Genomic DNA, 24,292 nt, shown 5'->3' with positions numbered 1-24,292 from the left:
GTGAAAGCGCTCGTCATCGACCACGCCCCTTGCCGTTCTCTTGGCGTTTGGCCCTCTTGGCCTCCATCTGCGCCCGTAGCCGCGCCTCGCGCTGCGCTAGTTCGGACGGTGCTGATGGTCGTACCTTGGCTGGCATCGGCGCTGGCCTCGGCGCTTGCGTCGGCCGCTGGGCTCCGCCCTCGATGTACAGACCGCCGAGCTGGCCCAGCGTGCGCAGGCCATGCCGACGATGCGGCGGTGGTTGCCGGCCGACAGGTGGCGCGCCGGGACGGACTCTGGCCTGAGCCTTCGCGGCCTCGACCAGCCGCCGACGCTCCAGGATCGGATCGGTGAAGACGATGGGCAGCCGCGCATCCACGGCCGCCCGGATCGCGGTGGCCTTGAACGCCACGCTACCGCTGACGGTGATGCGTTCGCCGTAACGCTCCATCGCCATGCGCAAGGCGGCTAACACGCCGGCGCGGTCGGCCTCACTGGACACGGCCAAGCGCTCGCCGTCATCACGCACGGCTGAGCTGCCGGCGCGGTAGATGATGGTGCCCTTCTTCGTGATGCTGTCGATCACCAAGGCACGACCGGCCTTCACCACACCCTCACCCTGAAGGGTGTCCCCCTTGAGGCCCTGAGCTGCCTCACGGGCGCGCAAGGCATCGATGGCCTGGTCGTCGCCGGCCATTGCCTGCTGCTTGAGCCAGTCGGCCCACGTGCGCCGGCTGTGCGCCAGATAGATAGCTGCCCGTTCCTGGTTGTGGCGCTCGTGGATCGCCGCCAGATCGGCGCGCAGTGCCGCGCTGGCCTGGCCGTACAGCAGTCGCTTGGTCAGCCGGCCATCGGTCAGGTGCTTGATCGCCGCCCGCCTCATCGCCGCCGCCTTCTTGGCGTTCTCCACGGCCTTGTCTTTCTGGCGCTTCGCCTCGGCCAGTGCGCCGGCCCTGGTCGCCGTGAGGCCCTGCTGTGCGTCCTTGTACCGGGCGTAAAGCTCAGTCGTGTCCAGCCCACCACGCAAGCGCATCGGCTGGCCCTTCTGATAGCCGCGCCGCGTCGGCGCGGCCTGATGCTCGGGCGAAGCCTCGTAGACCCCGAAACGCTTCTCCAGCGCCGACTTGGACAGGTCACGGGCGACGGTGCTGGCCTTGATCGTGGTGCCGTCGCCGGCTTCGATGACCAAGCCATTGCCTCGGGCGCGCAACGTCAGGCCGTTCTCACGCATGACCTGGTGCAGTTCGGCCCAACTCGCCGCGCTCTTGATCTCGGCCAAGCATTCACGTTTGATCCAGCCGGACAGGCTTTCTTGGCCGGAATGCCGCTCCATGTCGGCGGCCCGCCCCTCCGCACCGCGCCGGCGCGGCTCGTGGTTGTCTCGCTCCAGGCCGTAGTCGCGCTCCAAGGTCGTGCAGAGTTCCGCCAGCGCCCGGTGCGAGTAGTACGGCTCGTGCATCGTGTGCCGCGTCGGGTGAATCTTGTTGATGGCGATGTGGATATGCAGGTTATCGGTGTCGTTGTGGACGGCACTGATGCGCTGATGCTCGCTATAGCCCAGCCCGACGCAAATGCGTTCCTCAATCGCGCGCAGCGTGTCGGCGCCGGGCTGCTCGCCGGCCCGGAAGCTGACGATCAGGTGATAGGTCTTGTCGCCCTTGGCCCGCGTGTTCGTGTGCTGGGTCGCCAGAACCTCGGTGATGGCGTCCTGCACGGACACGGCATCGCAGTTCGTGATCTGCACCTGGCCCAGCCGGTGATCCTTGCTCTGCGCGTCGGTGACGTAGTTCACTAGGCCGGCGAAGTCGGACTTGCCCAGCGAGCGCATCGGCACGTGTTTGGCGATCATGGCCGGCCCGCCAGCGTTTTAGCGGCTAAAAAAATCATGCCCCCGCCCTCGGCTGCACCACGGATTTCATGAGGCGGCTCATTTCGTCCTGTGTGGATTCGATCCGGCCCAGCAACGCCAGGATGGTGGCCTCGCCGAACTTGGCCGTGCGCGCGTCATCCGTCAGCCAGAGCTTGAGCAAACCGCCAAGACGGCCAAGGTCGCCGTTGACGCGCACCAGCTCGCGCACGTGCCGGTAGTCCATGACACCCTTGATCTGGTAGCCCTGGCCCACGTCGCGCAGATAGCGCGCCACGCTGACGCCCGCCCTCTTGGCGTTCGCCTCGATCTCGGCCCGCTCTTCGGGCAGGCAATAGACCTTGATGGGCGGGCTGCCCTTCCTCGTCACCTTGTTCTCGTTGACCTCCATCTTGGCGTCCTCATGTCGTTGCCGGCGGTCGCCGGATGCCTCGCAGAGCAGGATGCCCGTTGAGCGCCGTAGGCGCGAATAAGGGAAAGTGAAGAGGAACACTGCGCTTGCGCGGTGGGCCTACTTCACACATCCTGCCCGCCTTTCGGCGTTGTTTTTGCCTCGTATGCCTCATCGAATTTCGCGCTGTAACCGCACCATTGCTTCGCAACAGCGCGCCAGCAGCGGGAAAACCAACGGAAATTGCCAACGTCCGTGTGCTTGCAGCGATCCAAGAGGCCGGTAACAGCGTTTCAGCCATGCGCTTGCAGCGATAGAGCATGGGACTTTGCTTACTTCGTGCTCTGACCCGTGGAGCCAGGCGGTGCATTGGTGATGTGCTGGCGAACGTATTTCAGGAACGTCTCATAGCGGAAAGGGATTCGCCCGATCTCGCGCATGTGCTCCCAGATGATCTTGAGCGCGTAGCCAGCCTCAATCGCTGCCGACACGTCCGTGCGCGCCGCCATGAATGCAGCCGGGTAGTCCCTCCGCTTTATTTGCGAGGTCTGCTGCTGATGATCGAGCCGTGCGGCCAGCTCGTCGGGGTAGCTGCTTTCTGTCGTCACCATGTCCGTAAACCTCCGTTATCAACTGAACTACTCCGAAGGTTACGGAGTGCCGGCCTACACAACAGTCCAATAATTGGCCGAAATGGTTGACATGGAGTCGATGACACGGGCACGCCTATCGAAGACAGGGACGGGAGCTCATAGCACGGAAAGTTGAACGCCAAGAGGGAGTTGCCGGGAGAACCCCCGCCGCTCGGCCCCTCAAGTGTCAAAGAGCGGATCGCATCCTCAGAAGCGGCGATGCGAGCTCGAGCGCCGGCGGCCGTAATCTTCAGAACTAGCGATGGGGCCCCTCGGTGCATCGTCGGATGTGGCGATGGTCGACCGTGCCCCGATTGTGGCCAGCCTCGCCGGAAATAGCGATGCTGCAGCTCGACGTGCGCGCGAAAGAAGGGCCGGCCTCATGACGTGGCCGGGAATCGAATTGAACTGTTGTATGTTGTAGCGCGCTACAACATACAACGCCAGTCCATTGACACTTGAGGGGCGCTGCGTTTTAGCCGCTAAAAGGGTCGGCCGGAGCCAACCACCCTTCTGGCGTACAACCCAACGGCCGAAGGCCGACCGCCTGCAAGGGCTTGGCGTCGCCCTACAGGGCGGCGGCAAGTGCCGCGCCTAGTGGATGATCTTGGAAGATCATGGATGGAATTTGCGAACCAGCCCCAATCCCGCGCCGTTGCTGTATTTTCCGGCTTGAGGCGGGGAACGTTGCTACGGATGAAGGGGATCATTGCTACGGAGCTTGGGGAACGTTACTACGGGCTTTGGCCTGCCAATTTCCCACTTCCCTGTCGCATACTCGCTGACCTTCCAGCCCACGGAGCCAAGCTCGGCCAGAGCCTTGCGGGTCTTCTGGCGGCGCTTCTTCATGGCCTCGGCGTTCGCCTCGTCTGGCCAGACGTAGCCAGCAAGGGTATCGAGTTCTACGCGCCCGGCTTTGCCGGGATCGATCCAGCCGCATAGCCGTTGGTGAATCAGGCGGGCCGGGTCGGTTTGTAGCGCCCGTACTTCGACCATCTCGATGCGGGTATACGGGCGCCTCCCAAGAATCGCCTCCGCGATCTGTGGATTCAGTGCGACGAACAACCGCCCGTCTTGCTCGTCGAAGGCATAGCTCATCAGGTGAAAAGACCTTTGCCTGCCCCCCTTGGTGACTACCACGGTCACGTTTGCCATGCGCAGCAAGCACGCCTTGATGGCCTTGATGTTGTCGCCACCATCGGTCAAGCCGATTTCGGCTAGCAGGCTTGTCATGCTCTCTCGCACAACAAGCGCATCCTGCCCTACCGCGTCGAACTTCGGCTCAAGGAATAGACGCAGTTGCCTCGGCAACTCTGCTGTTGGCTCTGGCGTCAGGATGATGCCCTTCGGCCCTCCAAGAGCAACAAGACCTTGCAGCAGTCGCATGTCATCAGCACCAAGAGGCTCGAAGCCGACAAACCTCGCTTGTTCATTCTCGGCGTAGTGATACGTCACATCGAGCTTGAGCCTCTTCCGTTCGCCGCGTTTGAGACTGCGGAACAAGCCGGGGACCAAGCAGTGCATTGGATCGTGCCTGGCATGGGTGAGGTCAAAAGCCATCGCCTCGCCTCCGGCCATCACGTCCCTTTTCTTCATTCCTGCTGGCCTCATGCAGCTCCACCGGCACCAGAACGCCGCCCGCGTGCCGCATGTACCAGCGATCAAGCGGCGTAGCGTCGTAGTTCTGTTTGCTGACACCGAAACGCACGAAGTAGCCGCGGCGCTCATTGCCGATAGGCTGCCGGTCATGAGCGCGGTCGCTGAGACGCCTGGCCTCGTCCTCGGTCATACGGGCGACGTAGCCGCACCATCTGGCGTTGTCGATCAGCGCGGACGCGCCACGCGCGGCCTGCTGCTGGTCGGTCTGCCCTTCGCGGGCGCTGCCTTTGCTGACGTGGTGCAGGTAGAGCACGGATGCGCCCGTAGTAGCCGCGACCTGCTCCAGCACGGCGACGAGGTGGGCCATGTTGCCGTTGCTGTTCTCATCGAGGGCGTGAATGCGACTCAGGGTGTCCAGCACGATCAGCCGCGCCCCGGCGCTGTACTCGACAACGCGGCGCAAGTGGGCATCGTCCATGATGTTCAAGCGCTTGCCCATGATCGGCTCAACCGCAAGGTTCTCTGCGATGGCTTGGCGGGCTGTGTGTCCGAGGTGCTGGCCGATGGCGTGAATGCGCCGCACAAGCGCGGGCGGTGGGTCTTCCCCGGCCAGATAGACCACTCGCCCGGTACGCGCGGGGGCCAGGCCAACGAGATCGCCACCGGAAACGTTGCATGCGATGCTCATGGCCGCTTCGAGCGCCCAGAAGCTCTTACCCGTGGCTCCTGGAGCAACGAGCGCGCCGACTGTCCCCGCCAGGAAGCCCGGCCATATGAAATCCAGCACCGGCGGTTCGCACTCGAACGCCGCCAGGACATCAATCGCCACGACTCAGTTCCCCGTTCCGTACAGGGATTCGTCGCTCAGCACCTCGGCGATCTGCGAGGTTCGGAAGTAAACCCGCCGGCCGATCTTCAAGCGGGCCTTGTTGATTCGCTGCGTCCACTCGTTCGTCGCGCGCAAGCTGATCCGCAATCCATCAGGCGAACGATCCAGGACAGTGGCGAGCTGCGCGATGCTCAGCAGCGGGCCGAAGCGTTGCAGCAGCGTGTCTTCCATCGTCATTGCGTAAACCTCCGTTATCAACTGAAGTACAACGAAGGTTAGGCGTTGTTAGAGTTGCCAACACCCATTTAGTTGTCCACAATGGTTGACATGCGAAATGCGAAACCCACCATCATTTCCGAAGAATGCGATCCGACCGTCGCGGAAGCCATCAAGCAGTTCCATGATCGGTGGCTGCCCTACTCCGCATCGTCGAAGCAGCACCCAATCGTTCGGCTGGTAGAAGAGTTGATCGACCCCGCTGTGGCCAAGTACACGGAAAAGCTTCCACTGCGCTTCTTGGGCCACATCCCCGGAGCTGGGACAGGGGTGGGCCTGAGCGGCATCATTCGATTGATCGGATTTGATGCGATGGTTCCTCTGCAACGGGAACTGCTACGAAGGTTCATCCGTCAGGAGGACTGCACAAGCGCAAGGGACAAACGGTTTACAGCGACTCTCGAATCGCTGTTTGAGCTGATATGGGCCTGCGCCTGCAAACAGCCGGTGGACTCTCCAATACGAGGCTCCGACGGAAAGTCACGGGGCTTGAATGGAAGACGCAGGCAAGGATTTTGTCGGTTTTGCGGAGAGCTCACCGCGCTCGCTTCATTTGCAGGCGATGAGTCTCAACTGCGCGGGGCCGCTGACACACTTCGGTTGAGCAGCCTGTACTGCGTTGCTCATCAGCCGAAGTTGCTGAGCGGTGCAGGCAACCCTGCCTATAGACAAGCAAAACGATCCGTCGCGCAGTTCGATATCGAACTGGCAAGGCTCAAGCGGCAATGCGCGAAGCGAGCCACGCCCCATGCGGCGGCGTCCGGCGACAAGCTGGTTGATAACTACTTCTTTCACTACATGCTGGGTCAGACCTTGCAGCCAGCCGACATGGCTGAGCTTCGAGACCTGGCGCGATTGATGGTGGACTCGAAGCTGTCGGACGCCAAGAAGAAGATTCTTGTGCTCCAGTATTCCGGGCTCAATCAGTCGGAGATTGCAGAACAGCTTTCGAGAAACGATCAACGGCCGCTGACGCGCCAAGCAGTGTCTAAGGCACTTAAAGCGCTGGCATCGATTCCCGAAAATTTTCATCTGAAAAAGCAATAGAAGCGCGCGTTCTCTGATCTCTTTCGATGTCAACCAAAGTGAACAACTATACGGCCGACCTGATCCGCATTACCAAGCACCATCTGGCACATGTTCGCTAGTGACCGAAAGAGGCCAAGGGATGCAGGCAACGACAAGCAAGACACTCATCAACCGCAAGAAGCTGCTGGCGATGATCCCGCTGTCTGAGCGCACGATCTTCAACATGGAGCAACGCGGGGAGTTCCCACGCCGGATCGCACTCACCAGCCGAAACGTCGCTTGGGACTTGGCAGAGGTCGAGGAATGGATCGAGGCACGCAAGTCATCGGGCACGCAGGCCATGCGGCCCGGCTTCACCCCATCGGTCGCAGCCACCGCTTTTTAGCGGCTAAAACGCAGCGCCCCTCAAGTGTCAATGACTGCCGAGGCCAAGGTCGCTGTTCTGGAGGCGCTGCCTACCTGACCTCCTCTGACTTAAGCTTTCGGCCGCTTGAGCGTCCATTCGTCGATCATGTCCGCCCAGTCCTGCAACATCGCCGTCCGCTGCTCGCGGTACTCGGCCTTGTTGTAGACGGCCCTGACGCCTCTCTGTTCGTGCGCCAGGCACTTCTCGATCCAGTCCGTGTTGTAGCCGGCCTCGTGCAACAACGTGCTGGCCGTGCGCCGCAAGTCATGCGGCCCGAACTTGGCGAGCGGCTTTCCCTCCTTCTGCGCCAGCCGATACGTCAGCGTCAGCACCTGGTTGAGCGTGGCGCTGCTCATGGGTAGGTCCGAGTCGTACCGCGACGGCAGCACGTAGTCCGATCCACCGGCGAAGGTTTTCAGGGCAATGAAGATGTCCAGCGCCTGGCGGGACAGAAACACCAGGTGCGGATTGCGCCGCTTCATCCGCTCCTTCGGGATCGTCCAAAGCGCGTCGCTGAAATTGATCTCGCTCCAGGTAGCGTTGGTCAGCTCGCTCTTGCGCACCATCGTCAAAAGCAGCAGCTTGGCCGCCGCCCGAATGGATGGCGCTGTGCCGATGCGCTCCATGTACTGGTACATCAGGCCGATCTCGTCGGGCGTCAGCGCACGGTCGCGCGGCTCGAATTTGGCGATGGACGTTGGGCGCACCAGCTCCGCCGGGTTCTCGACCCTCTGGCCACGCTCGATGGCCCAGCGATAGACCTGCATCACCACCTCGCGGACATGCACTGCCGTTGCCGGCGCGCCGCGCTCCACGATGGCATCGGTCAGTGCCCGCAAGTCCTCGTGGGTAATCTCCACCAGCTTCTGATTGCCGAATTTCGGCTTCAAGTCGCGCTCGTAGACTGAGCGGCGCATGTCGCGGGTGGAGTCGGCCATCTGGTAGCCGCGCAGCCACTTTTCCGCCCAGGCACCGAACGTCTCCGCGTCCTTGACGCGGGCCTTATCCCGCGCCTTCTCCTTGGCCGGTGACTTCCCGGCCGCGACCATCTTCTTGGCCTCGCCCAACCGCTCGCGGGCTTCTGCCAGGGTGATGCCGCCGACACCGTAGCGGCCGAAGGTGATGGTCTCCTGCCTACCGTGGATCGAGTAGTTGTAGCGGAACGAGATCGCTCCGGCGGCCGTGACGGCTACATAGAGGCCGTCACGGTCATTCACCTTGTAGAGCCTGTCCTTCGGCTTGAGGTTGCGCAGCTTGGTATCGGTCAGCATGGTTCTCGCCCTGATTCAGCTCAAATACCATGATCCGAAAATCGGCCAATCTTGGCGTAAAACAACAACAAAATCATTGTGTTACGCCAATTCAATACCATGAACACCCGCAAGGTGGTTGCATGGTATCGGCGACTTCTCATGGCATAGAAGCATTCAATGCCATCCATCATGCCATGAAAAAACGGTGCTTGGCGATGCCAAATGTTGCCAGGCGGTGCCGAACGAAATCACAAAAAAGCCCGCATTTACGCGGGCTTAGGTGTGTTTTCGTGCCACTAGGTGCCAGCCAGTGCCAGACGCCGAATCACTCCCACTCGATCGTCGCGGGCGGTTTGCCGGAGATGTCGTAGGTGACGCGGGAGATGCCGGGGACTTCGTTGATGATGCGGCGGGAGACGAGGTCGAGGAAGTCGTAGGGCAGGTGCGCCCAGCGGGCGGTCATGAAGTCGATGGTTTCCACGGCGCGCAGGGCGATGACGTAATCGTAGCGGCGGCCGTCGCCCATGACGCCCACGGATTTGACCGGCAGGAAGACGGCGAAGGCCTGGCTGGTCTTGTCGTACAGGTCGTGCCGGTAGAGTTCCTCGATGAAGATGGCATCGGCCTGGCGCAGCAGGTCGGCGTAGTCCTTCTTGACCTCGCCAAGAATTCGCACGCCGAGGCCGGGACCCGGGAAGGGATGGCGGTGGATCATTTCGGAGGGCAGGCCCAGTTCCAGCCCCAGCTTGCGCACCTCGTCCTTGAAGAGTTCGCGCAGGGGCTCGACCAGCTTGAGCTTCATGTGCTCGGGCAGGCCGCCGACATTGTGGTGCGACTTGATGACATGCGCCTTGCCGGTCTTGGAACCGGCCGATTCGATGACGTCCGGGTAAATGGTGCCTTGCGCCAACCAGCGGGCGTCGGTGAGCTTGGCGGCTTCCTCGTCGAAAATCTCCACGAACAGCCGGCCGATGATCTTCCGTTTCTGCTCGGGGTCGGTGACGCCGGCCAGTTCGGCCAGATAGCGCGCCTCGGCATCGACCCGGATGACGCGCACGCCCATGTGCTTGGCGAAGGTGGCCATGACCTGATCCCCTTCGTGCAGACGCAGCAGGCCGGTGTCGACGAACACGCAGATGAGCCGGTCGCCAATGGCGCGGTGTAGCAGGGCGGCGACCACGGAGGAGTCGACGCCGCCGGACAGGCCGAGGATGACCTGCTCGGCGCCGATCTTCTCGCGCAGGCTGGCGATGCTGTCTTCGATGATGTGGCGGGTCGTCCACAAGGTTTCGCAGCCGCAAATGTCGGTGACGAAACGGGCCAGCAGCCGCTGCCCTTGCTTGGTGTGGGTGACTTCCGGATGGAATTGCAGGGCATAGAAATGCCGTTTCTCGTCGGCCATGCCGGCGATAGGCGCGCTGTCGGTGGAAGCGATCAGCTTGAAGCCGGGCGGCAAGGCCGTGACCTGATCGCCGTGACTCATCCAGACATCGAGCAGGCCGTGTCCTTCGGGCGAGGCATGATCCTCGATATCGGTCAGCAGTCGCGAATGACCACGCGCCCGTACCTGGGCATAGCCGAATTCGCGATGGGTGGAGGCTTCGACCGTGCCGCCCAGCTGCTGTGCCATGGTCTGCATGCCGTAGCAGATGCCCAGCACCGGTACGCCCAGCCCGAAGACCCGCTCCGGCGCCCGGGGCGTGTCGGCCAGGGTGACTGTCTCCGGTCCGCCGGAGAGAATGACGCCGCGCGGGGCGAATTCACGGATGTAGGTCTCGTCGCAGTCCCAGGGATGAATCTCGCAGTAGACGCCGATCTCGCGGACGCGACGGGCGATCAGCTGGGTGTACTGAGAGCCGAAATCCAGGATGAGGATCTTGTGGGCGTGGATGTCTTGCATGGTGGCGAATGCTGGCGGGGGCGGTCGCTCGGGCTGGCCCGGAACCGATCAGTCCATCGAGTAGTTGGGCGCTTCCTTGGTGATGGTGACGTCATGCACGTGGCTTTCGCGCATGCCGGCCGAGGTGACGCGGACGAAGCGGGCCTTGCTGCGCATTTCCTCGATGGTGCTGCAGCCGGTATAGCCCATGGCCGAACGCACGCCGCCGACCAGCTGATGGAGGATCGACACCAGCGAACCCTTGTACGGCACGCGGCCCTCGATGCCTTCGGGCACCAGTTTCTCGGCATCGGTGCTTTCCTGGAAGTAGCGGTCGCTGGAACCTTGGGTTTGCGACATCGCTCCCAGCGAGCCCATGCCGCGATAGCTCTTGTAGGAGCGGCCCTGATACAGCTCGACCTCGCCCGGCGCCTCCTCGGTGCCGGCGAACAGGCCGCCCAGCATGACCGCATAGGCGCCGGCCGCGAGAGCCTTGGCGACGTCGCCGGAGTAGCGGATGCCGCCATCGGCGATCAGCGGCACCCCGGTGCCCCGCAGCGCCTCGGCCACGTTGGAAACGGCCGTGATCTGCGGGATGCCGACGCCGGCGACAATGCGCGTGGTGCAGATGGAGCCGGGACCGATACCCACCTTGACGGCGTCGGCGCCGGCCTCGACCAGGGCGCGGGCGGCCTCGCCTGTGGCGATGTTGCCGCCGATCACCTGGAGGTGCGGATAGTGGGCCTTGACCCAGCGGACCCGGTCGAGCACGCCCTGCGAATGGCCGTGCGCCGTGTCGACCACGATGACGTCTACGCCGGCGGCGGCCAGGGCCTCCACCCGCTCTTCCGTGCCGGCGCCGGTGCCCACGGCGGCGCCCACGCGCAGGCGTTCCTGCTCGTCCTTGCAGGCCTGCGGATAGTCGCGCGATTTCTGGATGTCCTTGACGGTGATCATGCCGCGCAGCTGGAACTGATCGTTGACCACCAGCACCTTCTCGATGCGATGCTCGTGCAGCAGGCGGATGGCCTCTTCCTTGCTGGCCCCCTCGCGCACCGTGACCAGCTTGTCCCGCGGCGTCATGGCCCTGGAAACCGGCTCGTCGAAGCGGGTCTCGAAGCGCAGGTCGCGGCTGGTGACGATGCCGACCAGATCACCCTGGTCGACCACCGGCACGCCGGAGATGCCCTTGGCCCGGGTCAGTTCCAGCACGTCGCGGATGGTGGCGTCGGGCGCGACGGTGAACGGCTCCTTGATGACGCCGCTCTCGTACTTCTTCACCATGCTGACTTCGTAGGCCTGCCGCTCGGCGCTCATGTTCTTGTGGATGATGCCGATGCCGCCTTCCTGGGCGATGGTGATCGCCAGCCGTCCCTCGGTGACGGTATCCATGGCGGCGGAGAGCAGGGGGATGTTGAGCGTGATGGCGCGGGTGAGCTGGGTCTTCAGGCTGACGTCCCGTGGCAGGATGTTCGAATGCGCCGGTATCAGAAGGACATCATCGAACGTCAGCGCTTCCTGGATTACACGCATGGTCTCACCTGCCAGTCTGGAAACCGGTGAAATATAGGTGATTCGCCTTGGCGGAGCAAGGCGAGCCCGCGTCGGCGGGTGTCACTCCGCCACTGCACAAAGCCCTCCCTCGCGGCAGGACACCCGGTAGTTGCCCTGCCGGCCGCAACCCTCGGCATGCACCAGGTATTCGCTGAAGAGACCGTCCTCCCAGTCGTGCTCGCGCACCCGCCGCACGGCCGGAGCGGTGCTGACCTGGGGGCAGCTGAAGTCGTTCGCGGCCTCCTGACGGACCTGTTCACGGGCCTCCTCGGGTAGGTTCAGCGGGTCGCCGGCGCCATCGTAGCGGGCGCAGCCGGGCAGGCAGAGGAGGCAGGCGATGGTCAGTGCCGGCCAACCGCGTGGGCTCCGGCTGGCGAGCGGTGGTTTGGGTATCGGCGGCATGGCTACGGATGGCGGTAGGGTGATGCGGGAGGGCAGGAAAGTGCCGGTTTCAGGGCGCGTAATAGAAGCCGATGCCCAGCATGATGTAAATGGCGATCAGCTTGATGCCCGAAATCCAGCGGACCGAGCCGATGGTCAGGCTGTTGTTGACGGCCGCCACGGCCAGGATCACCGCCACCACCTGGAATTCGCTGAACAAAAGGTTCATCGGCTGGCCGATGGCCAGGCCGGTGAAGACCAGAATGGGCGCCGCCAGCAGCGCGGTCTGGGTGCTGGAGCCAAGGGTGGCCGCCAGCGACAGGTCCAGCTGGTTGCCGCGGGCGAAGCGCACGGCATTGAGGATTTCCGCCGCGCCGCCGACCGGCGCGAGCAGGAAGATGCCGGTGAAAATCGGCGTGAAGCCCAGCGTGGCCGCCGCGGGCTCGACGGCATCGGTGAGGATTTCGCTGACGATGGCCAGCAGCACGGTCGCGCCCGCCAGCATCAGCAGAGAATGCCCGCTGTGCGGTTGCCCGGCGCCAGGCGCGGTTTCACTGTCGACCCGGGGCGGGGCAGGGAACTCGTGCCCGGTGTTCGGGTTGCAGACCGTGAACAGCATGCTGGACAGGTAGGTCATCAGCAGCACCACCGAGACTTCCAGGCTGATTTCCCGCTCCGAGGCGGTGCTGAAATCGAAGATGGCCGGAATGATGAGGCCACTGGTGGCCAGCAGCATCAGGCTGCCCAGCAGATGGCTGCCTTGCAGGTCGAAGTGCAGCCCGCGGGGGTGGCGGCGGCCGCCGAGAAACATGGCCAGGCCCACGCCCAGCAGCAGGTTGCCGACGATGGCGCCGGTGATGGAGGCCTTCACCACCTCCACCAGTCCGTGGCGCAGCGCAAAGATGCCAATGATGATGTCGGGAATGGTGCCCATGGTCGCATTCAGGAGGCCACCGATGGCGGGTCCCAGCGAGCGGGCCAGGTTTTCCGTCGCATCGCCCATCCAGTGTCCCAGCGGGATCACCGCCAGCGCCGCGACCAGGAACACCAGGATGGGGTGGGCATGCCCGGCGTACAGCGCCATCGCTGCCGGCGTGAGGAGCAGGAGCCAGTTCATGGCGATGGCTGCATGGCCTGTCGCGCGCGGGTGGTTGTCCGCTTCACAGTCGCAGTTCGAGCAGGGACACGTCGTCGTCGAAATGGGACCGGCCCTGCAGGTCGCGCATGGTCTCCAGCACCTCCATCACCTTCTGCCCCGGTGACCGCTCCGGGCGCCTGAGTATCTCGACGAATTCGGCCAGTTCCATTTCGCCACCGTCGGGGGTGCGGATCTCGTAGATGCCATCGCTGAAGACATATAGCGTCGCTCCCGGCGGCACGTGCGTCTGGCCTTCCTCGAAATCCATGTCCTCCAGGGTGCCGACCGGCATGGCCCGGCAGCGCAGCAGTTCCGGCTCCGCTCCCGCGAGCATCACCGCCGGCGGATGGCCGCCGCTGGAATAGCGCAGGATGCGGGTGCTTTTCTGCAGTACGCCGTACCACATCGTGAAATACAGGTTGTTGTGCTTCTCCATCAGGAAGACATTGTTCAGCGCTGCCATCACCCGCGCCGGTTCGCGGAAGTCGACCCCGACCAGGGTGCGCCCCATCAGCGCGTTCATGGCGCTGACGGACAGCAGCGCCGAGCCGACCCCGTGATTGCAGACATCCAGCAGGAAGACGGCGAAATGGTCGTCGTCGATGGTGAAGTAGCCGAAGGCATCGCCGCCCAGCGAGCTGCACGGCAGGAATGCCCAGGCTGTCCTGATCTCCGGCTGGTCCAGCGGCGCCGGCAGCAGCGAGCGGACGTAATCGGCGGCCTCGGCCAGCTCCGCCGCCAGCGCCTGCTGGCTGGCCTCCAGCGCCTTGAAGGCCTGGTTGCGTTGCAGCAGCGCGATGTAGGCGGATGAATGGTAGCGGATGCGTGCGATCAGCTCGACCGGATCGGGCAGCTTCACCAGGTAGTCGTTGGCGCCGGCGGCAAAGGCTTCCGCCTTGGTGGTCGGCTCTTCCTTGCTGGACAGCACGATCATCGGCACCCCGGCCGTGTCGGCATGGGCGCGGAAGGATTTCACTAGGGTGATGCCATCGATTTCCGGCATGACCAGGTCCTGCAGGATCACCGTCGGCTTCAGCTGCTCGGCCAGCACCAGTGCCTCGGCCGGGTTGCAGGTGTAGTGATAGTCGATGTCGGTCTCGGTTTGCAGCATGCGCTTGACGGCTTCGCCGATGATGCGCTGGTCGTCGACCAGCAGCACGACGATCGGATGTTCGGACAGCTGCGTGCCGGCCGGCGGGGTAACGGTGGAGCTCATGATGGAGTGGGGTGGGTGACGTTGAACGGAAACATCGGCCTCAGGCGGCATTCAGGCGCGCGACATGCCGGACGATATGCCCGGCGATGGCATCCAGCGGCAGGATCGTCTCGGCGGCGCCAAGCTGCGCGGCCGCCTTGGGCATGCCGTAGACCACGCTGGAGGCCTCGTCCTGGGCCACGGTGAAGAAACCGGCGCGCCTGAGGGCCAGAAGCCCCTCGGCGCCGTCCCTGCCCATGCCGGTCAGGAGGATGCCGCCGCCGCGCAGCGGGGCATGCGCGGCCAGGCTCTTGAAGAACACGTCGATCGACGGCCGGATGGTCAGGTCCGGCCAGGCGTCGGTCCAGCCCAGGGTCAGGGCATCGGTCACGATCAGGTGTTCGGGACGGGCGGCGACCCAGATGCGGCCGGGCTCCAGCCGGGTTTCGCCGGTCAGTGCCGCGACCGGCAGCGCCGCCGACAGGTTGAGCCATTCGGCCAGCCCTTCGGTGAAGTGGAAATCCAGGTGCTGGACGATCACCACCGTGGCCGGCAGTTCGCGCGGCAGGGACGAGATTACCGCGGCCAGGGCCCTGGGGCCGCCGGTCGAGGCACCGATGGCGATGACCGGCGGCAGCCGCAGGCGCGGTGGCGCCGCGTTGGCCGGCGACCGCGCCGCCGGCACCTTGCGGCCATGGCCGGCGAGGGTGCGCAGGGTGTCGAGCCGGTTCAGCAGGTCGGCCCAGCTCTCCGGGCGGTTCCAGCTGTGGGCCGGCGGCAGGACCGCCGCGTCCGCGGCGCCCTGGCCGAGCGCCTCGAACACCCGTCCGAAGCAGGGATCGCAGCCCTGGTTCAGGAGCAGGATACTGCACGGCGAAGCGGTCATCAGCCGGCGGGTGAGCTCGCCGGCCGCCAGGCCGGGGAAATCCAGCCCCATCAGCAGCAGATCGGGTGTCCGCACCGCGCAGGTCGCGAGCAGCCGCTGGGCCGTATCGGCGGTCCAGGCGACGCGGATGCCGGGTTGCTCGGCCAGCAGCGTCTGCAGCCGGCTCACCGTTGCCCTGTCGGGGTGGGCGATGGCGACTTTCACGGGTCGTTCGCGCCGCCGATCAGATCCCGCACCGCCTGGATCAGCCCGGCGTCGTGGAAACTGCTCTTGGTCAGGTAGTAGTCGGCGCCCGCCTGCATGCCGCGCAGGCGATCCTCCTCGCGGTCCTTGTAGGACACGATCACCACCGGCAGCTTGCCCAGCCGCGGATCGGCCCTGAGCCGCGTGACCAGTTCGATGCCATTCATGCGCGGCATGTCGACATCGCTCACCACCAGATCGTAGCGGTTGACGGTCAGCTGGTTCCAGCCATCCACGCCGTCCACCGCCACGTCGACCTCGTATCCGCCGTTTTCCAGCAGCTTGCGTTCGACCTCGCGGACGGTGATGGAATCGTCCACCACCAGGATGCGCTTGGCGCGGCGCCGCACCGCCGCCGCCAGCCGGCGCCGTGGCGGCTGCACCTGGCCGGCCAGCCGGTCGGCCGTGCGCACCAGGTCGTCGACATCCAGGATCAGCACCGGCAGCCCCTGTTCGTCGAGGGCGACGGCGCTGAGGTTGGGCACCTTGCCGAGCCGCGGATCCAGCGGCCGTACGACCAGATCGCACTCGCCCCGGAGGGCGTCCACTTCCAGCGCGTACTGGCGACCCTCGGCGCTGATCAGCACCAGCGACAGCCGTTCCGGCGGCACTGTCGGCTCCTCCAGGCCCAGCAGGCGCCGGGCTGGCATCAGCGCCACATTGCCCTGCCCGGTGGCGAAATAGTAGTTGCCGTTCACCGACTCCAGCTGCCGCGAGGCGCGTCGCTCGGCGCGGTCGATGCGCGCCAGCGGCAGGGCGTAGGACTGGCCGGCGATGTCGACCCGCAGCGTGCGGATCACCGAGCGCGTGACCGGCAGCTGCAACTCGAAGCGGGTGCCCTGGCCGCGCTCGGAGCTGACCTGCAGCGAGCCGCCGCAGCCGTGGACCATGGTCTGCACCACGTCCAGGCCGACGCCGCGGCCGGAAATCTCGCTTACCGCCTCGCGGGTGCTGAGGCCGGGCAGGAACAGGAAATCGTAGAGCTCGGCCGCCGTCAGGCGCAGGGCCATGTCGGCGCTGATCAGCCCCTGGCGGACGATCTTGGCGCGCAGGGCCTCGGTATCGATGCCCTGGCCATCGTCGGCGATCGACACCAGCAGCCGGCCGCTGCGGTGCCGGGCTTCCAGCCGCAGGCGGCCGGTGGCGGGCTTGCCGGCGGCGAGGCGCTCCTGCGGCGATTCCAGGCCGTGGTCGAGGGCGTTGCGCAGCAGATGGTTCAGCGGCGCGTCGAGTCGGCTGAGGATGTCGCGATCGACCAGCGTGGCCTGGCCGACGATCTCGAAGTCGACTTGTCGGTCAAGCTGCCGGGCCATGTCGCGCACCAGCCGCGGGAACCCCTGCACGCCGTCGGCAAACGGCCGCATGCGTCCGCGCAGGGCCAGGCTGTGCAGCCGCTCGGAGAGGAAGTTGGCGCGGCTGGCGATATCGGCCAGATGCTGGTCGTGGCGGTCCAGCGCGGTGCCCAGTTCGGCCAGACGGTCGTGCAGCAGCGCGGGATCGACCGCCCCGCCGCCCGCCGGCGACCGGGCGGCGGCCGACAGCTGCCGCTGCAGGCGCTTGAGCGGTTGCAGCTCGCGGGCGACCTGCTCGATGCGGCGCGCCTCCAGCAGCATGTCGGCGGCATAGCCCAGCATCTGGGTCAGCGTCTCGGCGGTGATGCGCACCGGCGCGTCGGCGGCTTCGCCCGCTTCGGCAGCAGGTTTCGCGCCCGGCGGCGGCCGTGGTGGTTCTCCGGCGGCGGCAGGCGGTGGCTCCGCCGGGGCTGGCTGCGCCGGTGTCGGCGCCGGCGGCCATGGTGCTGGCGGCCATGGTGCTGGCGGGGCGGCCGGTGGCGCGTCCGTCCCTGCCCCGGTCCCTTCGGCTGGCGCCGGAAGCGTCATCTCCCCTTCGCCCGGGTTGGCCGCCGGTCCGCCGGCAGGGCCTGGCTTGCCCAGGCCGGCGCCGATGCGGGCGACCCAGTCACCGGCCTCGCCGGCATGCGCCGCCAGCCAGTCGCTGAGGGCGTCGTCGGCCACATTGCCGAGACCCACCATCCAGTCCAGCGCCGCCAGCAGCAGATCCACCGCGGCGCCGTCCAGCACCACCCGGCCGGCGCCGGCCGCGACCAGCAGGTCTTCCATCTCATGGGCGACCTGGACCACCGGCGCCAGGTCCACCACCCGCGCCGCGCCCTTGATCGAATGCGCCGCCCGCATCAGCGGTTCGATGCGCTCCGGCGAACTGCCGTCCCGTTCCAGGGCCAGCAAGCCATCGGTGAGGACCGCGCTGTGCGCGGCCATCTCCTCGCGAAACAGCTCCAGCAGGAAGGCGTCGGGCAGGCTCATGCCAGCGCTTCCCGCAGCAGCGCGGCCAGACGCGCCTCGTCGATCAGCTTGATGCGGCGGCCCTCGTGTTCGAGCAGGGCATCGAGCAGGCGTGGCGAGGCCTTGGCCAGGTTGGCCGGCAGCGCCTGCAATCCGGCGCGCGGGTGCGTCACCGTGCCCAGCACCTCATCGGCCAGGAACACCCAGCGCTGCCCCTGCAGGCGCACCACCAGCATGCGCGCGAAGGCCCGGGCGTCGCCGTTCCCGGCCACCGGCTCGTCGGGGTCGGCGCCGAGATAGTGTTCGAGGGTGAAGCACAGCTGCAATTCGCCATGGGTGTTCGCCAGGCCGAGGAAATGCCGGTTGCTGCGCAGGGGCACGTGGACGATGGGTACCGGCGACAGGGTTTCCTCGAAACAGGCCGATGGCAGCGCCAGCCAGACGCTGGCGACGCGGAAGATCAGTATCCGCAGCGTGTCGGCCTCGTGCGCGGGCGGGCGGATGGCCAGCTGGCGGGTGATTTCCGCCTGGTAGTCCGCCGGCATCGGGCGGTCGAGCAATTCCCGGCCGGCCTGGCGGAAGGTCGGACAGTTGCGGCAGTGCACCTGCTGCGGCAGCTGCTCGCAGCTGCGGTCGCCGAGGATGCCGATGGACTTCCAGCATGGCGTTGCGGGACGGTTGTTCATGCGCCGCTCCCGCCGGCATGGGCCGCCAGCCGCGCGCGCAGCCGGTCGGCGCCGTCAGGGTCGCCGCCCTGCTCCAGCAGCAGGGCCAGGTGCGCCAGGCTCTCCGCGTGCGCCGGATCGAGGAACAGTGCCTGGCGCAGGCGCTCCACCGCCTCGGTCCTGCGGTTCAGCGCACCCAGCAGGATGCCGGCCAGGGCATGTGCCTCCGGGTCCAGCGACTGGATGGCCGCCGGCGTCTGCAGGGGGGACAGGGCCTCCGCGTAGCGGCCCTGATCGGCCAGTTCCCGCAGCCGCTCGAGCGCCAGCGGGGTGGCCGCCTTGCCGGAATGGGGCGGAGCCGGAGGGTTGGCTTGTCCGGGTGCCGGATGGTGGGGAGCCTCGGGGCACGGTTGGGGCGCCGGCCGGACATCGGCGCTGCGGTGGACCGGCGCGGGCAGCGGCGTGGTTTCCCGGGCCGGAGTGGACGGCCCTGGCTGCCGGCACCAGGCGAAGGCGCCATTGGCGCGCGCGCGCGCCAGTCCCAGCCCGGCCGGTGGCTGTTCGGCATGGCCCAGGAACAGCAGCCCGCCGGGGCGCAGGCAGCGGCCTAGGCGTTCGCAGATTCTGCGCCGCGCCTCCCCGTTCATGTAGATCAGCAGGTTGCGGCAGAAGATGACATGGTAGGGATCGCGGTCGCGGTACCACCCGGCATCCATGGCGTTGCCGCGCGAGAATTCGACCATGGCGCGCAGCTGGTCGTCGACGCGCAGTTGCCCGTCGGCCTGCGGTCGCAGCAGGTGTTGCCAGCGCGCCACCGGCTGGCCGCGCAGGCGGCGCGGGGGATAGCGTCCGCTTGCGGCGATCGCCAGGGCGGCGGGATTGACGTCCACGGCGTCGATGCGTGCGCGCGCGCCATCCAGCCCGGCTTCGGCCAGTACGGCGGCGATCGACCAGGCCTCCTCGCCGGTGGAGCAGGGCAGGGTCAGGACGCGCAGGGGATGGGCCGGCGCAAAATCCCGCGCCTGCCGGGTGACCCAGGTGGCCAGATAGGCGAACGCCGCCCACTCGCGGAAGAACCAGGTTTCCCCCACCAGCAGCCGTTCCAGCAAGGCTTCGCGCTCGGCGGCATCCGTCCGCCAGCGTTCGGCATAGTCGGCGGGGTTGTCGCACCCGCTGGCGCGGCGCCGGGCCCCCAGGGCCTCCTCCAGGGAGCCTGGCCCGAGCACGGCGAGGTCCAGTCCGTAGCGCTCCGCCACCCAGGCGGCCAGCCCGGCGAGAAAAGCGGATGGCTGCTCAGGCGTCATTGGCCACCGCCAGGCTCTCGATCTCGCGCGTCAGCAGGGCTCGCCAGTCGATGGGGCGCACCAGTCCCAGTTCGGTGTCGTACAGGGTGGGCGCCAGCCACTCGTGACCCGGGCCCAGGAATGCTGGCGCCAGGACCTGCCGGTCGTGGAGATCCAGCATTTCCATGGCCCGTTCGACCAGCAGTCCGAGCAGGGTTTCCTGTTCGGTCGCCCGCACCAGGACAATGCGCGTGCTGATGACCCGCGCGGCCGGCGTGCCGCTGTGGATCACGCCGACATCCAGCACCGGCACGAAGCGGCCCTGGTAGCGCAGCAGGCCGGCTACCGCGGGTGGCGCCAGCGCCAGGCTCTCCAGCTCCGCCAGGGGGAGCACCGCCTGGATGTCGCCAGCGGGCACCGCGAAGGTTTCCTGGCCCAGACGGAACAGCAGGTGCAGCATAGGCCTCAGTCGGACGGCAGGGCGTCGGCGCGCAGGGCTTTTTCCAGATCGACGCGGTTGCGTCCTGCCACGGCCCGGTAGGCGTGGCGGTTCATCAGCGTGCGGGTGAAGTGCACGCCCAGGCCGCCGATGCCGCGCTCTTCCAGCGACAGGTCCAGGTCCGGTACGGGCAGGCTGAAGGGATCGAAGGGGATGCCGTCGTCCTCGAGGCGGATGTGCAGGGTGTCACCCTTGCGCCACAGGCTCAGTTCGAACTCGCCGGGCGGGCCATCGGGATAGCCGTAGGAAACGATGTTCTGCACCAGCTCCTCCAGCACCAGATCGACGTGGAATTTCGCCTCGGCCGGCCAGTTGTCGCGCTCGGCCAGGGCCTCCACCGCTTCGGCCACCATCACCAGACTGACCTGTTCCGCCGCCAGCCGCAGGTGCAGCAGGCAGCCCGCCCCGCCGCCAGCCGATGGCTCGGCCGCCGGGGCGGAATGGAGGGTACGGGCGGGATGCTCGGACATGGCGGTGGCTGGCGGCGACGGGTCCGGAGAGAGTACCGCAAAACCGGTGACGGCGGGCATCTCGGCGAGGGCGTCTCAGGCGGGTCCGCGGGTTTCCAGCGCCAGCTGCCGGAACAGCGCCGGGAAACGCCAGGCCGCGGCCACCGGTTCGTCGCGACCCGCCGCCATCCGGTAATGCCGCAGTCGATCGCGGTCCCCGATCAGGCCGGCCAGCGCGGCGCGGAAACCCTCGGTGTCGTCGGCGGCGGTCAGCCAGCCGGTTTCGCCGTGCCGCACCAGCCGGGCGGCGGCGCCGACGTCGGTGGCGATGGCCGGCAGGCCCGCCGCCAGCGCTTCGGCCAGCGCCATGCCGTAGGACTCGTAGGCGCTGTACTGCACGCAGAGGTCCATGCCCGCCATCAGGCGCGCCAGCGCCGCGCTCGTCAGGGCGCCGTGCCTGCGGATGCGCCCGGCCAGCCCCAGCTCGGCGGCGCGTCGCCAGAGCCGCCGGGCATAGTCCGGGCAGGGGCGTTCGTCGCCGGCAAGATGCCAGGCCCAGTCGCCGTCGATGCCGTGCAGGAGATCGAGCAGTTCCCGTTGGCGCTTGGCGGGCAGCAGGCTGGCGACGGTCAGCAGCCGAACCGGGCCGGTTTGCCGCCGGGCCGGGGACTGCGCCCGCGCGCTCAGGAAGGCCGCGTCGACGCCGGGTTCGCACAGCCAGGTTGGCCGCCCGGGCCGGTACTGTCGCAGCGCCGCCGCGACCCGGGCGCCGGTGGCGATGTGGAAGTCCATGCCGGCAAGCGCGCGGTCGACGATGTCCCGCCACCGCCGGCGTTCGTTCTCGTCCAGCAGGGGATCGTGGAAGGGCAGGTAATGGAGCAGCAGCCCCTGGCGCTGGCCGCCGGCGAGATTCCGCCGCGCCAGTTCGGGCAGGAACAGGCTGTCCCACAGCAGCGTTTCGTCCGCCGCCGGTTCGGGCGGCGCCGTATCGGGATGCCAGGCGCAGGCGCGCAGCGCCAGACCCAGGTGCCTCGCCGCCCCGATCAGCGCCGCGTTGTAACGGTTGCCGCCGCTGACCGGGCCATCGAGCGGCGGGTGGACGAAGCACAGTTTCATGCGCCGCGGCCGGACTTCGTCCGCGTCCGGTTTGATGTCATCATGAACGGCCCCTCCATCGCGCCGGGATCACCCAGGAAACGACCGCAACATGACCGCCACGCTTACCCGCTGGACCGAGCAGCATGCGCTGCTGATGAGCCTCGGCATCGCCGGCGTTCTGCTGGAGAAAACGCCTTTGCTGCTGGCGGCGATGGCGGTGGCATCCTTCCTGGGACTCCTGGCCCGCTTCCGGCGGGTCGTCCCGGCGGGGCAGTCCTTCGGGCTCGGCAATGCTCTGACCGGGCTGCGCGTGCTCGCCACGCTGGCCCTGTTGCTGAGTCCCGGCCTGGCTGGCACCTGGCAGGCGGCGATCGCCATGCTGCTGGTGGGGATGGACGGGCTGGATGGCTGGGCCGCGCGACGCTTCGGTACGGTTTCCGGTTTCGGCGAGGTGTTCGATCATGAGAGCGATGCCTTTCTGCTGCTGACACTGTGCCTGCTGCTCCTGCTCGGCGACCACCTGCCGGCCTGGGTGCTGCTGCCCGGCGCGCTGCGCTATGCCTTCGTGCTCTGGCTGCGCTGGGGACCACCGGCCCGCGGGACGGTGCGCGGCAACCGTTTCACCCGCGGAGTGGGCGTCCTCGGCACGCTGACCCTGGCGGTCTGCCTCTGGCCCGGCCTGCCGCCGCCGGTCACGACCGGCCTGGCGGCCGGCGCCAGCCTGGCCCTGGTGGCCTCCTTCCTCGTGTCGCTGTGGCAGCGGCACCGGGCCTGAAGCGCCCATGCCGCCCAGAACCCTGAGCGTTCGCGACCGCGAGGACATCCGCGCCTTCTTCGACCGGCTCGCGCCGGCTTACGCCGACAGCCATGGCGCCCCCGGCCGCGCCCTGCGCCAGCGGCTGGCGCTGATCGAGCGGCTGCTGGCTGGCAGCCGGCGCGAGACCCTGGTCGAGATCGGCTGCGGGACCGGCTTGCATCTGTTTCCGCTGGCCGGTGCCTTCGCCCGGCTGATCGGCACCGATCTTTCGCCCGGCATGATCGCCCGCGCCGAGTCCCTGCGCCGGCAGCAGGCCGGTGGCGAGCGCATCGCCTTCCGCGTCGATCCGGCGGAATCGCTGGCCACGGTCGGCGACGGCGTGGCTGATGCGGTGCTCTGCGTCGGCGCGCTGGAACACATGCCCGACCGCGACCGGGTGCTGTCGCAGGTCGCGCGGGTGCTCCGGCCCGGCGGGGTATTCGTCTGTCTGACGCCCAACGGCGATCATGTCTGGTATCGCTGGCTGGCGCCGCGACTGGGGCTGCCGACCCGGCATCTCAGCAGCGACCGGTTTCTGCGCCGCGCCGAGCTGCGGGCCCGGTTGCCGGCTGCCGGGTTGCGGCTCCGGCGCCTGCAGGGCTGGAGCTTCATCCCCCGCGGCGACATGCCGGCCGGCTGGGCGTGGCTGATGACGCTGGCCGATGCCTGCGGCCGCTGGCTGGGGTTCGACGGTTGGCGCGGCGGTCTCGCCGTCCTGGCCGTCAAGCCGCCGGCTTGCGGGCCAGCAGATCGAGCTGATGGATGATCAGTCCGAGCTGGCGGCCGTCGATCTGTTCGCGGCGCAGCTGCCACCAGGCATCCAAGGTTCCGGCGTTGAACCGTCCCGAGCGTTGCGCCTCGCCGTGGATCATGTCCAGCAACGCCCGCAGGCAGCGCGCGTCGTCGTCGCGGTAGGCGCCCCGGCAGGGGGTGATGTTCCAGTCCGAGCTGCCGTAGGCCAGTAGCTCGAATCCCGCCGCCAGCAGGGCGGCATGCAGGCGGCGGCCGGATTGCGCGCCGCCGCAGGCCTCGCCATCTAGCTGGCGCGCCATCGAAGCATCGTAGTGGGCCAGGACGGCATCCTCGAAGCCGGCATCGTGGAACCCTGGAAACAGGACGGTGCCGCCGTCGTAGTTCAGCGTGGCGTAGACGAGGCCGCCCGGCTTCAGCCAGTCCCGCATGCGTCGCGCCATCCGCCCGGGCGGCAGCAGATCCATCAGGGCATGGGCGATGATGCCGTCCCAGTGCCCGGTTGCGGCGGGGCGGTAGTCGCCCAGGTCGGCGGCCCGGTAGGCCAGGGTCAGGGTTTGCGTCGCGCGCCGGGCCTGGAGCGGTTCGCGGTCCGCTCCGACCGCGAACCCGGCCGCGGCCAGTTTCGGTTCGGCGCGGCGTCTTGCCAGGTCCAGCAGTTCGCCGTCGCGGTCGACGAAGGTCACCTCCAGGCGCGCGGGGCCGGGCAGGGCCAGCAGCCGGTCGAGGCTGGCGCCGGTGCCCGCGCCGATATCCAGCAGCCGCGCCGCTGCCCGCTCGCCCAGCAGGGCCTCGAACAGGGCACGCACGTCGCGGTTGAGACTGCGTTCGTCGAGTGGAAACTTGGCGTCGAGGTATGCCTGAAAGTCGACGGACATCGGTGTCATGCGGGCACTTCGCCGCCGGTGATCG

At 67.1% G+C, this 24,292-nt stretch carries 24 protein-coding genes; 4 read left to right on the top strand and 20 right to left on the bottom strand.

What is annotated here, in order from left to right; all coding sequences use genetic code 11:
• Positions 1–13: 13 nt before the first annotated feature.
• The 6 genes from traI to ACYQ1H_RS07610 all read right to left on the bottom strand — a co-directional run bounded on the left by traI (position 14) and on the right by ACYQ1H_RS07610 (position 5,534).
• Entirely contained in the window at positions 14–1,828 is a 1,815-nt protein-coding gene (traI, locus tag ACYQ1H_RS07635) for a TraI/MobA(P) family conjugative relaxase (RefSeq protein ID WP_460027453.1), read from the bottom strand.
• A gap of 34 nt (positions 1,829–1,862) precedes the next feature.
• On the bottom strand, positions 1,863–2,237 hold the full coding sequence (gene traJ / locus ACYQ1H_RS07630) for a conjugal transfer transcriptional regulator TraJ (RefSeq protein ID WP_017997823.1): 375 nt from the start codon (positions 2,235–2,237) through the stop codon (positions 1,863–1,865).
• A 332-nt stretch (positions 2,238–2,569) separates the two neighbouring features.
• A complete protein-coding gene (locus ACYQ1H_RS07625; RefSeq protein WP_460027452.1) occupies positions 2,570–2,848 on the bottom strand; it encodes a TraK family protein in 279 nt (92 codons plus the stop codon).
• 711 nt (positions 2,849–3,559) lie between these two features.
• Entirely contained in the window at positions 3,560–4,465 is a 906-nt protein-coding gene (gene repC / locus ACYQ1H_RS07620; protein WP_460027451.1) for a replication protein C, IncQ-type, read from the bottom strand.
• On the bottom strand, positions 4,419–5,297 hold the full coding sequence (locus ACYQ1H_RS07615) for a helicase RepA family protein (protein ID WP_460027450.1): 879 nt from the start codon (positions 5,295–5,297) through the stop codon (positions 4,419–4,421). Before ACYQ1H_RS07615 ends, repC begins: the two co-directional genes overlap by 47 nt.
• 3 nt (positions 5,298–5,300) lie before the next feature.
• On the bottom strand, positions 5,301–5,534 hold the full coding sequence (locus ACYQ1H_RS07610) for a Plasmid-related protein (RefSeq protein ID WP_015039729.1): 234 nt from the start codon (positions 5,532–5,534) through the stop codon (positions 5,301–5,303).
• An 81-nt stretch (positions 5,535–5,615) separates the two neighbouring features.
• Between ACYQ1H_RS07610 and ACYQ1H_RS07605 the strand changes: the two genes are divergently transcribed.
• Both ACYQ1H_RS07605 and ACYQ1H_RS07600 read left to right on the top strand, forming a co-directional pair.
• Entirely contained in the window at positions 5,616–6,620 is a 1,005-nt protein-coding gene (locus tag ACYQ1H_RS07605) for a hypothetical protein (RefSeq protein ID WP_050714669.1), read from the top strand.
• 121 nt (positions 6,621–6,741) lie between these two features.
• Positions 6,742–6,987: a helix-turn-helix transcriptional regulator gene (locus tag ACYQ1H_RS07600; RefSeq protein WP_050714668.1), complete on the top strand. Its 246-nt coding sequence runs from the start codon at positions 6,742–6,744 to the stop codon at positions 6,985–6,987.
• 89 nt (positions 6,988–7,076) lie between these two features.
• On the opposite strand, the gene ACYQ1H_RS07595 is transcribed toward ACYQ1H_RS07600, so the two are convergent.
• From ACYQ1H_RS07595 to ACYQ1H_RS07535, 13 genes are all read right to left on the bottom strand, one after another.
• Positions 7,077–8,279, bottom strand: coding sequence for a tyrosine-type recombinase/integrase (locus ACYQ1H_RS07595; RefSeq protein ID WP_460027449.1), 1,203 nt, complete (start codon positions 8,277–8,279; stop codon positions 7,077–7,079).
• Positions 8,280–8,586: 307 nt separating this feature from the next.
• Positions 8,587–10,161, bottom strand: coding sequence for a glutamine-hydrolyzing GMP synthase (guaA, locus tag ACYQ1H_RS07590; RefSeq protein ID WP_460027448.1), 1,575 nt, complete (start codon positions 10,159–10,161; stop codon positions 8,587–8,589).
• A 48-nt stretch (positions 10,162–10,209) separates the two neighbouring features.
• Positions 10,210–11,673 carry an IMP dehydrogenase gene (gene guaB / locus ACYQ1H_RS07585; protein WP_460027447.1) on the bottom strand — a complete coding sequence of 488 codons (1,464 nt, stop codon included), beginning with the start codon at positions 11,671–11,673 and terminating at the stop codon, positions 10,210–10,212.
• A gap of 81 nt (positions 11,674–11,754) precedes the next feature.
• Positions 11,755–12,096: a hypothetical protein gene (locus ACYQ1H_RS07580; RefSeq protein WP_460027446.1), complete on the bottom strand. Its 342-nt coding sequence runs from the start codon at positions 12,094–12,096 to the stop codon at positions 11,755–11,757.
• A 49-nt stretch (positions 12,097–12,145) separates the two neighbouring features.
• Positions 12,146–13,192, bottom strand: coding sequence for a calcium/proton exchanger (gene cax / locus ACYQ1H_RS07575; protein ID WP_460027445.1), 1,047 nt, complete (start codon positions 13,190–13,192; stop codon positions 12,146–12,148).
• A 43-nt stretch (positions 13,193–13,235) separates the two neighbouring features.
• Positions 13,236–14,429: a SpoIIE family protein phosphatase gene (locus tag ACYQ1H_RS07570; protein ID WP_460027444.1), complete on the bottom strand. Its 1,194-nt coding sequence runs from the start codon at positions 14,427–14,429 to the stop codon at positions 13,236–13,238.
• Between the two features lie 40 nt (positions 14,430–14,469).
• Positions 14,470–15,498, bottom strand: coding sequence for a chemotaxis protein CheB (locus ACYQ1H_RS07565; protein WP_460027443.1), 1,029 nt, complete (start codon positions 15,496–15,498; stop codon positions 14,470–14,472).
• Positions 15,495–17,861, bottom strand: a complete 2,367-nt coding sequence (locus ACYQ1H_RS07560; protein WP_460027442.1) for a hybrid sensor histidine kinase/response regulator — start codon at positions 17,859–17,861, stop codon at positions 15,495–15,497. Before ACYQ1H_RS07560 ends, ACYQ1H_RS07565 begins: the two co-directional genes overlap by 4 nt.
• Entirely contained in the window at positions 17,858–18,526 is a 669-nt protein-coding gene (locus tag ACYQ1H_RS07555; RefSeq protein WP_460027441.1) for a chemotaxis protein CheW, read from the bottom strand. Before ACYQ1H_RS07555 ends, ACYQ1H_RS07560 begins: the two co-directional genes overlap by 4 nt.
• Positions 18,523–19,809: a CheR family methyltransferase gene (locus ACYQ1H_RS07550; RefSeq protein ID WP_460027440.1), complete on the bottom strand. Its 1,287-nt coding sequence runs from the start codon at positions 19,807–19,809 to the stop codon at positions 18,523–18,525. Before ACYQ1H_RS07550 ends, ACYQ1H_RS07555 begins: the two co-directional genes overlap by 4 nt.
• Positions 19,799–20,248, bottom strand: coding sequence for a chemotaxis protein CheW (locus ACYQ1H_RS07545; protein WP_460027439.1), 450 nt, complete (start codon positions 20,246–20,248; stop codon positions 19,799–19,801). Before ACYQ1H_RS07545 ends, ACYQ1H_RS07550 begins: the two co-directional genes overlap by 11 nt.
• Positions 20,249–20,253: 5 nt before the next feature.
• Positions 20,254–20,757, bottom strand: a complete 504-nt coding sequence (locus ACYQ1H_RS07540) for an ATP-binding protein (RefSeq protein ID WP_460027438.1) — start codon at positions 20,755–20,757, stop codon at positions 20,254–20,256.
• A 75-nt stretch (positions 20,758–20,832) separates the two neighbouring features.
• Complete coding sequence (locus ACYQ1H_RS07535) at positions 20,833–21,852, bottom strand: glycosyltransferase family 4 protein (protein WP_460027437.1); 1,020 nt, start codon at positions 21,850–21,852, stop codon at positions 20,833–20,835.
• Between the two features lie 91 nt (positions 21,853–21,943).
• Between ACYQ1H_RS07535 and ACYQ1H_RS07530 the strand changes: the two genes are divergently transcribed.
• Positions 21,944–22,609, top strand: a complete 666-nt coding sequence (locus tag ACYQ1H_RS07530; protein ID WP_460027436.1) for a CDP-alcohol phosphatidyltransferase family protein — start codon at positions 21,944–21,946, stop codon at positions 22,607–22,609.
• 7 nt (positions 22,610–22,616) lie between these two features.
• On the top strand, positions 22,617–23,396 hold the full coding sequence (locus tag ACYQ1H_RS07525) for a class I SAM-dependent methyltransferase (RefSeq protein ID WP_460027435.1): 780 nt from the start codon (positions 22,617–22,619) through the stop codon (positions 23,394–23,396).
• Here the strand turns inward: ACYQ1H_RS07525 and ACYQ1H_RS07520 are convergent.
• On the bottom strand, positions 23,353–24,267 hold the full coding sequence (locus tag ACYQ1H_RS07520; RefSeq protein ID WP_460027434.1) for a class I SAM-dependent methyltransferase: 915 nt from the start codon (positions 24,265–24,267) through the stop codon (positions 23,353–23,355). The genes ACYQ1H_RS07525 and ACYQ1H_RS07520 overlap by 44 nt on opposite strands.
• Between the last annotated feature and the right edge of the window lie 25 nt (positions 24,268–24,292).

This window comes from Methyloparacoccus murrellii, from assembly GCF_054657115.1.
Note: the sequence above shows the minus strand (reverse complement) of the source record. Positions and strands in the feature narration are given on the sequence as shown.

Coding starts and splice junctions, on each gene's coding strand:
- traI (WP_460027453.1), bottom strand. CDS start 1,828: ATGATCGCCAAACACGTGCCGATGCGCTCGCTGGGCAAGTCCGACTTC.
- traJ (WP_017997823.1), bottom strand. CDS start 2,237: ATGGAGGTCAACGAGAACAAGGTGACGAGGAAGGGCAGCCCGCCCATC.
- ACYQ1H_RS07625 (WP_460027452.1), bottom strand. CDS start 2,848: ATGGTGACGACAGAAAGCAGCTACCCCGACGAGCTGGCCGCACGGCTC.
- repC (WP_460027451.1), bottom strand. CDS start 4,465: ATGAAGAAAAGGGACGTGATGGCCGGAGGCGAGGCGATGGCTTTTGAC.
- ACYQ1H_RS07610 (WP_015039729.1), bottom strand. CDS start 5,534: ATGACGATGGAAGACACGCTGCTGCAACGCTTCGGCCCGCTGCTGAGC.
- ACYQ1H_RS07605 (WP_050714669.1), top strand. CDS start 5,616: ATGGTTGACATGCGAAATGCGAAACCCACCATCATTTCCGAAGAATGC.
- ACYQ1H_RS07600 (WP_050714668.1), top strand. CDS start 6,742: ATGCAGGCAACGACAAGCAAGACACTCATCAACCGCAAGAAGCTGCTG.
- ACYQ1H_RS07595 (WP_460027449.1), bottom strand. CDS start 8,279: ATGCTGACCGATACCAAGCTGCGCAACCTCAAGCCGAAGGACAGGCTC.
- guaA (WP_460027448.1), bottom strand. CDS start 10,161: ATGCAAGACATCCACGCCCACAAGATCCTCATCCTGGATTTCGGCTCT.
- guaB (WP_460027447.1), bottom strand. CDS start 11,673: ATGCGTGTAATCCAGGAAGCGCTGACGTTCGATGATGTCCTTCTGATA.
- ACYQ1H_RS07580 (WP_460027446.1), bottom strand. CDS start 12,096: ATGCCGCCGATACCCAAACCACCGCTCGCCAGCCGGAGCCCACGCGGT.
- cax (WP_460027445.1), bottom strand. CDS start 13,192: ATGAACTGGCTCCTGCTCCTCACGCCGGCAGCGATGGCGCTGTACGCC.
- ACYQ1H_RS07570 (WP_460027444.1), bottom strand. CDS start 14,429: ATGAGCTCCACCGTTACCCCGCCGGCCGGCACGCAGCTGTCCGAACAT.
- ACYQ1H_RS07560 (WP_460027442.1), bottom strand. CDS start 17,861: ATGAGCCTGCCCGACGCCTTCCTGCTGGAGCTGTTTCGCGAGGAGATG.
- ACYQ1H_RS07555 (WP_460027441.1), bottom strand. CDS start 18,526: ATGAACAACCGTCCCGCAACGCCATGCTGGAAGTCCATCGGCATCCTC.
- ACYQ1H_RS07550 (WP_460027440.1), bottom strand. CDS start 19,809: ATGACGCCTGAGCAGCCATCCGCTTTTCTCGCCGGGCTGGCCGCCTGG.
- ACYQ1H_RS07545 (WP_460027439.1), bottom strand. CDS start 20,248: ATGCTGCACCTGCTGTTCCGTCTGGGCCAGGAAACCTTCGCGGTGCCC.
- ACYQ1H_RS07540 (WP_460027438.1), bottom strand. CDS start 20,757: ATGTCCGAGCATCCCGCCCGTACCCTCCATTCCGCCCCGGCGGCCGAG.
- ACYQ1H_RS07535 (WP_460027437.1), bottom strand. CDS start 21,852: ATGAAACTGTGCTTCGTCCACCCGCCGCTCGATGGCCCGGTCAGCGGC.
- ACYQ1H_RS07530 (WP_460027436.1), top strand. CDS start 21,944: ATGACCGCCACGCTTACCCGCTGGACCGAGCAGCATGCGCTGCTGATG.
- ACYQ1H_RS07525 (WP_460027435.1), top strand. CDS start 22,617: ATGCCGCCCAGAACCCTGAGCGTTCGCGACCGCGAGGACATCCGCGCC.
- ACYQ1H_RS07520 (WP_460027434.1), bottom strand. CDS start 24,267: ATGACACCGATGTCCGTCGACTTTCAGGCATACCTCGACGCCAAGTTT.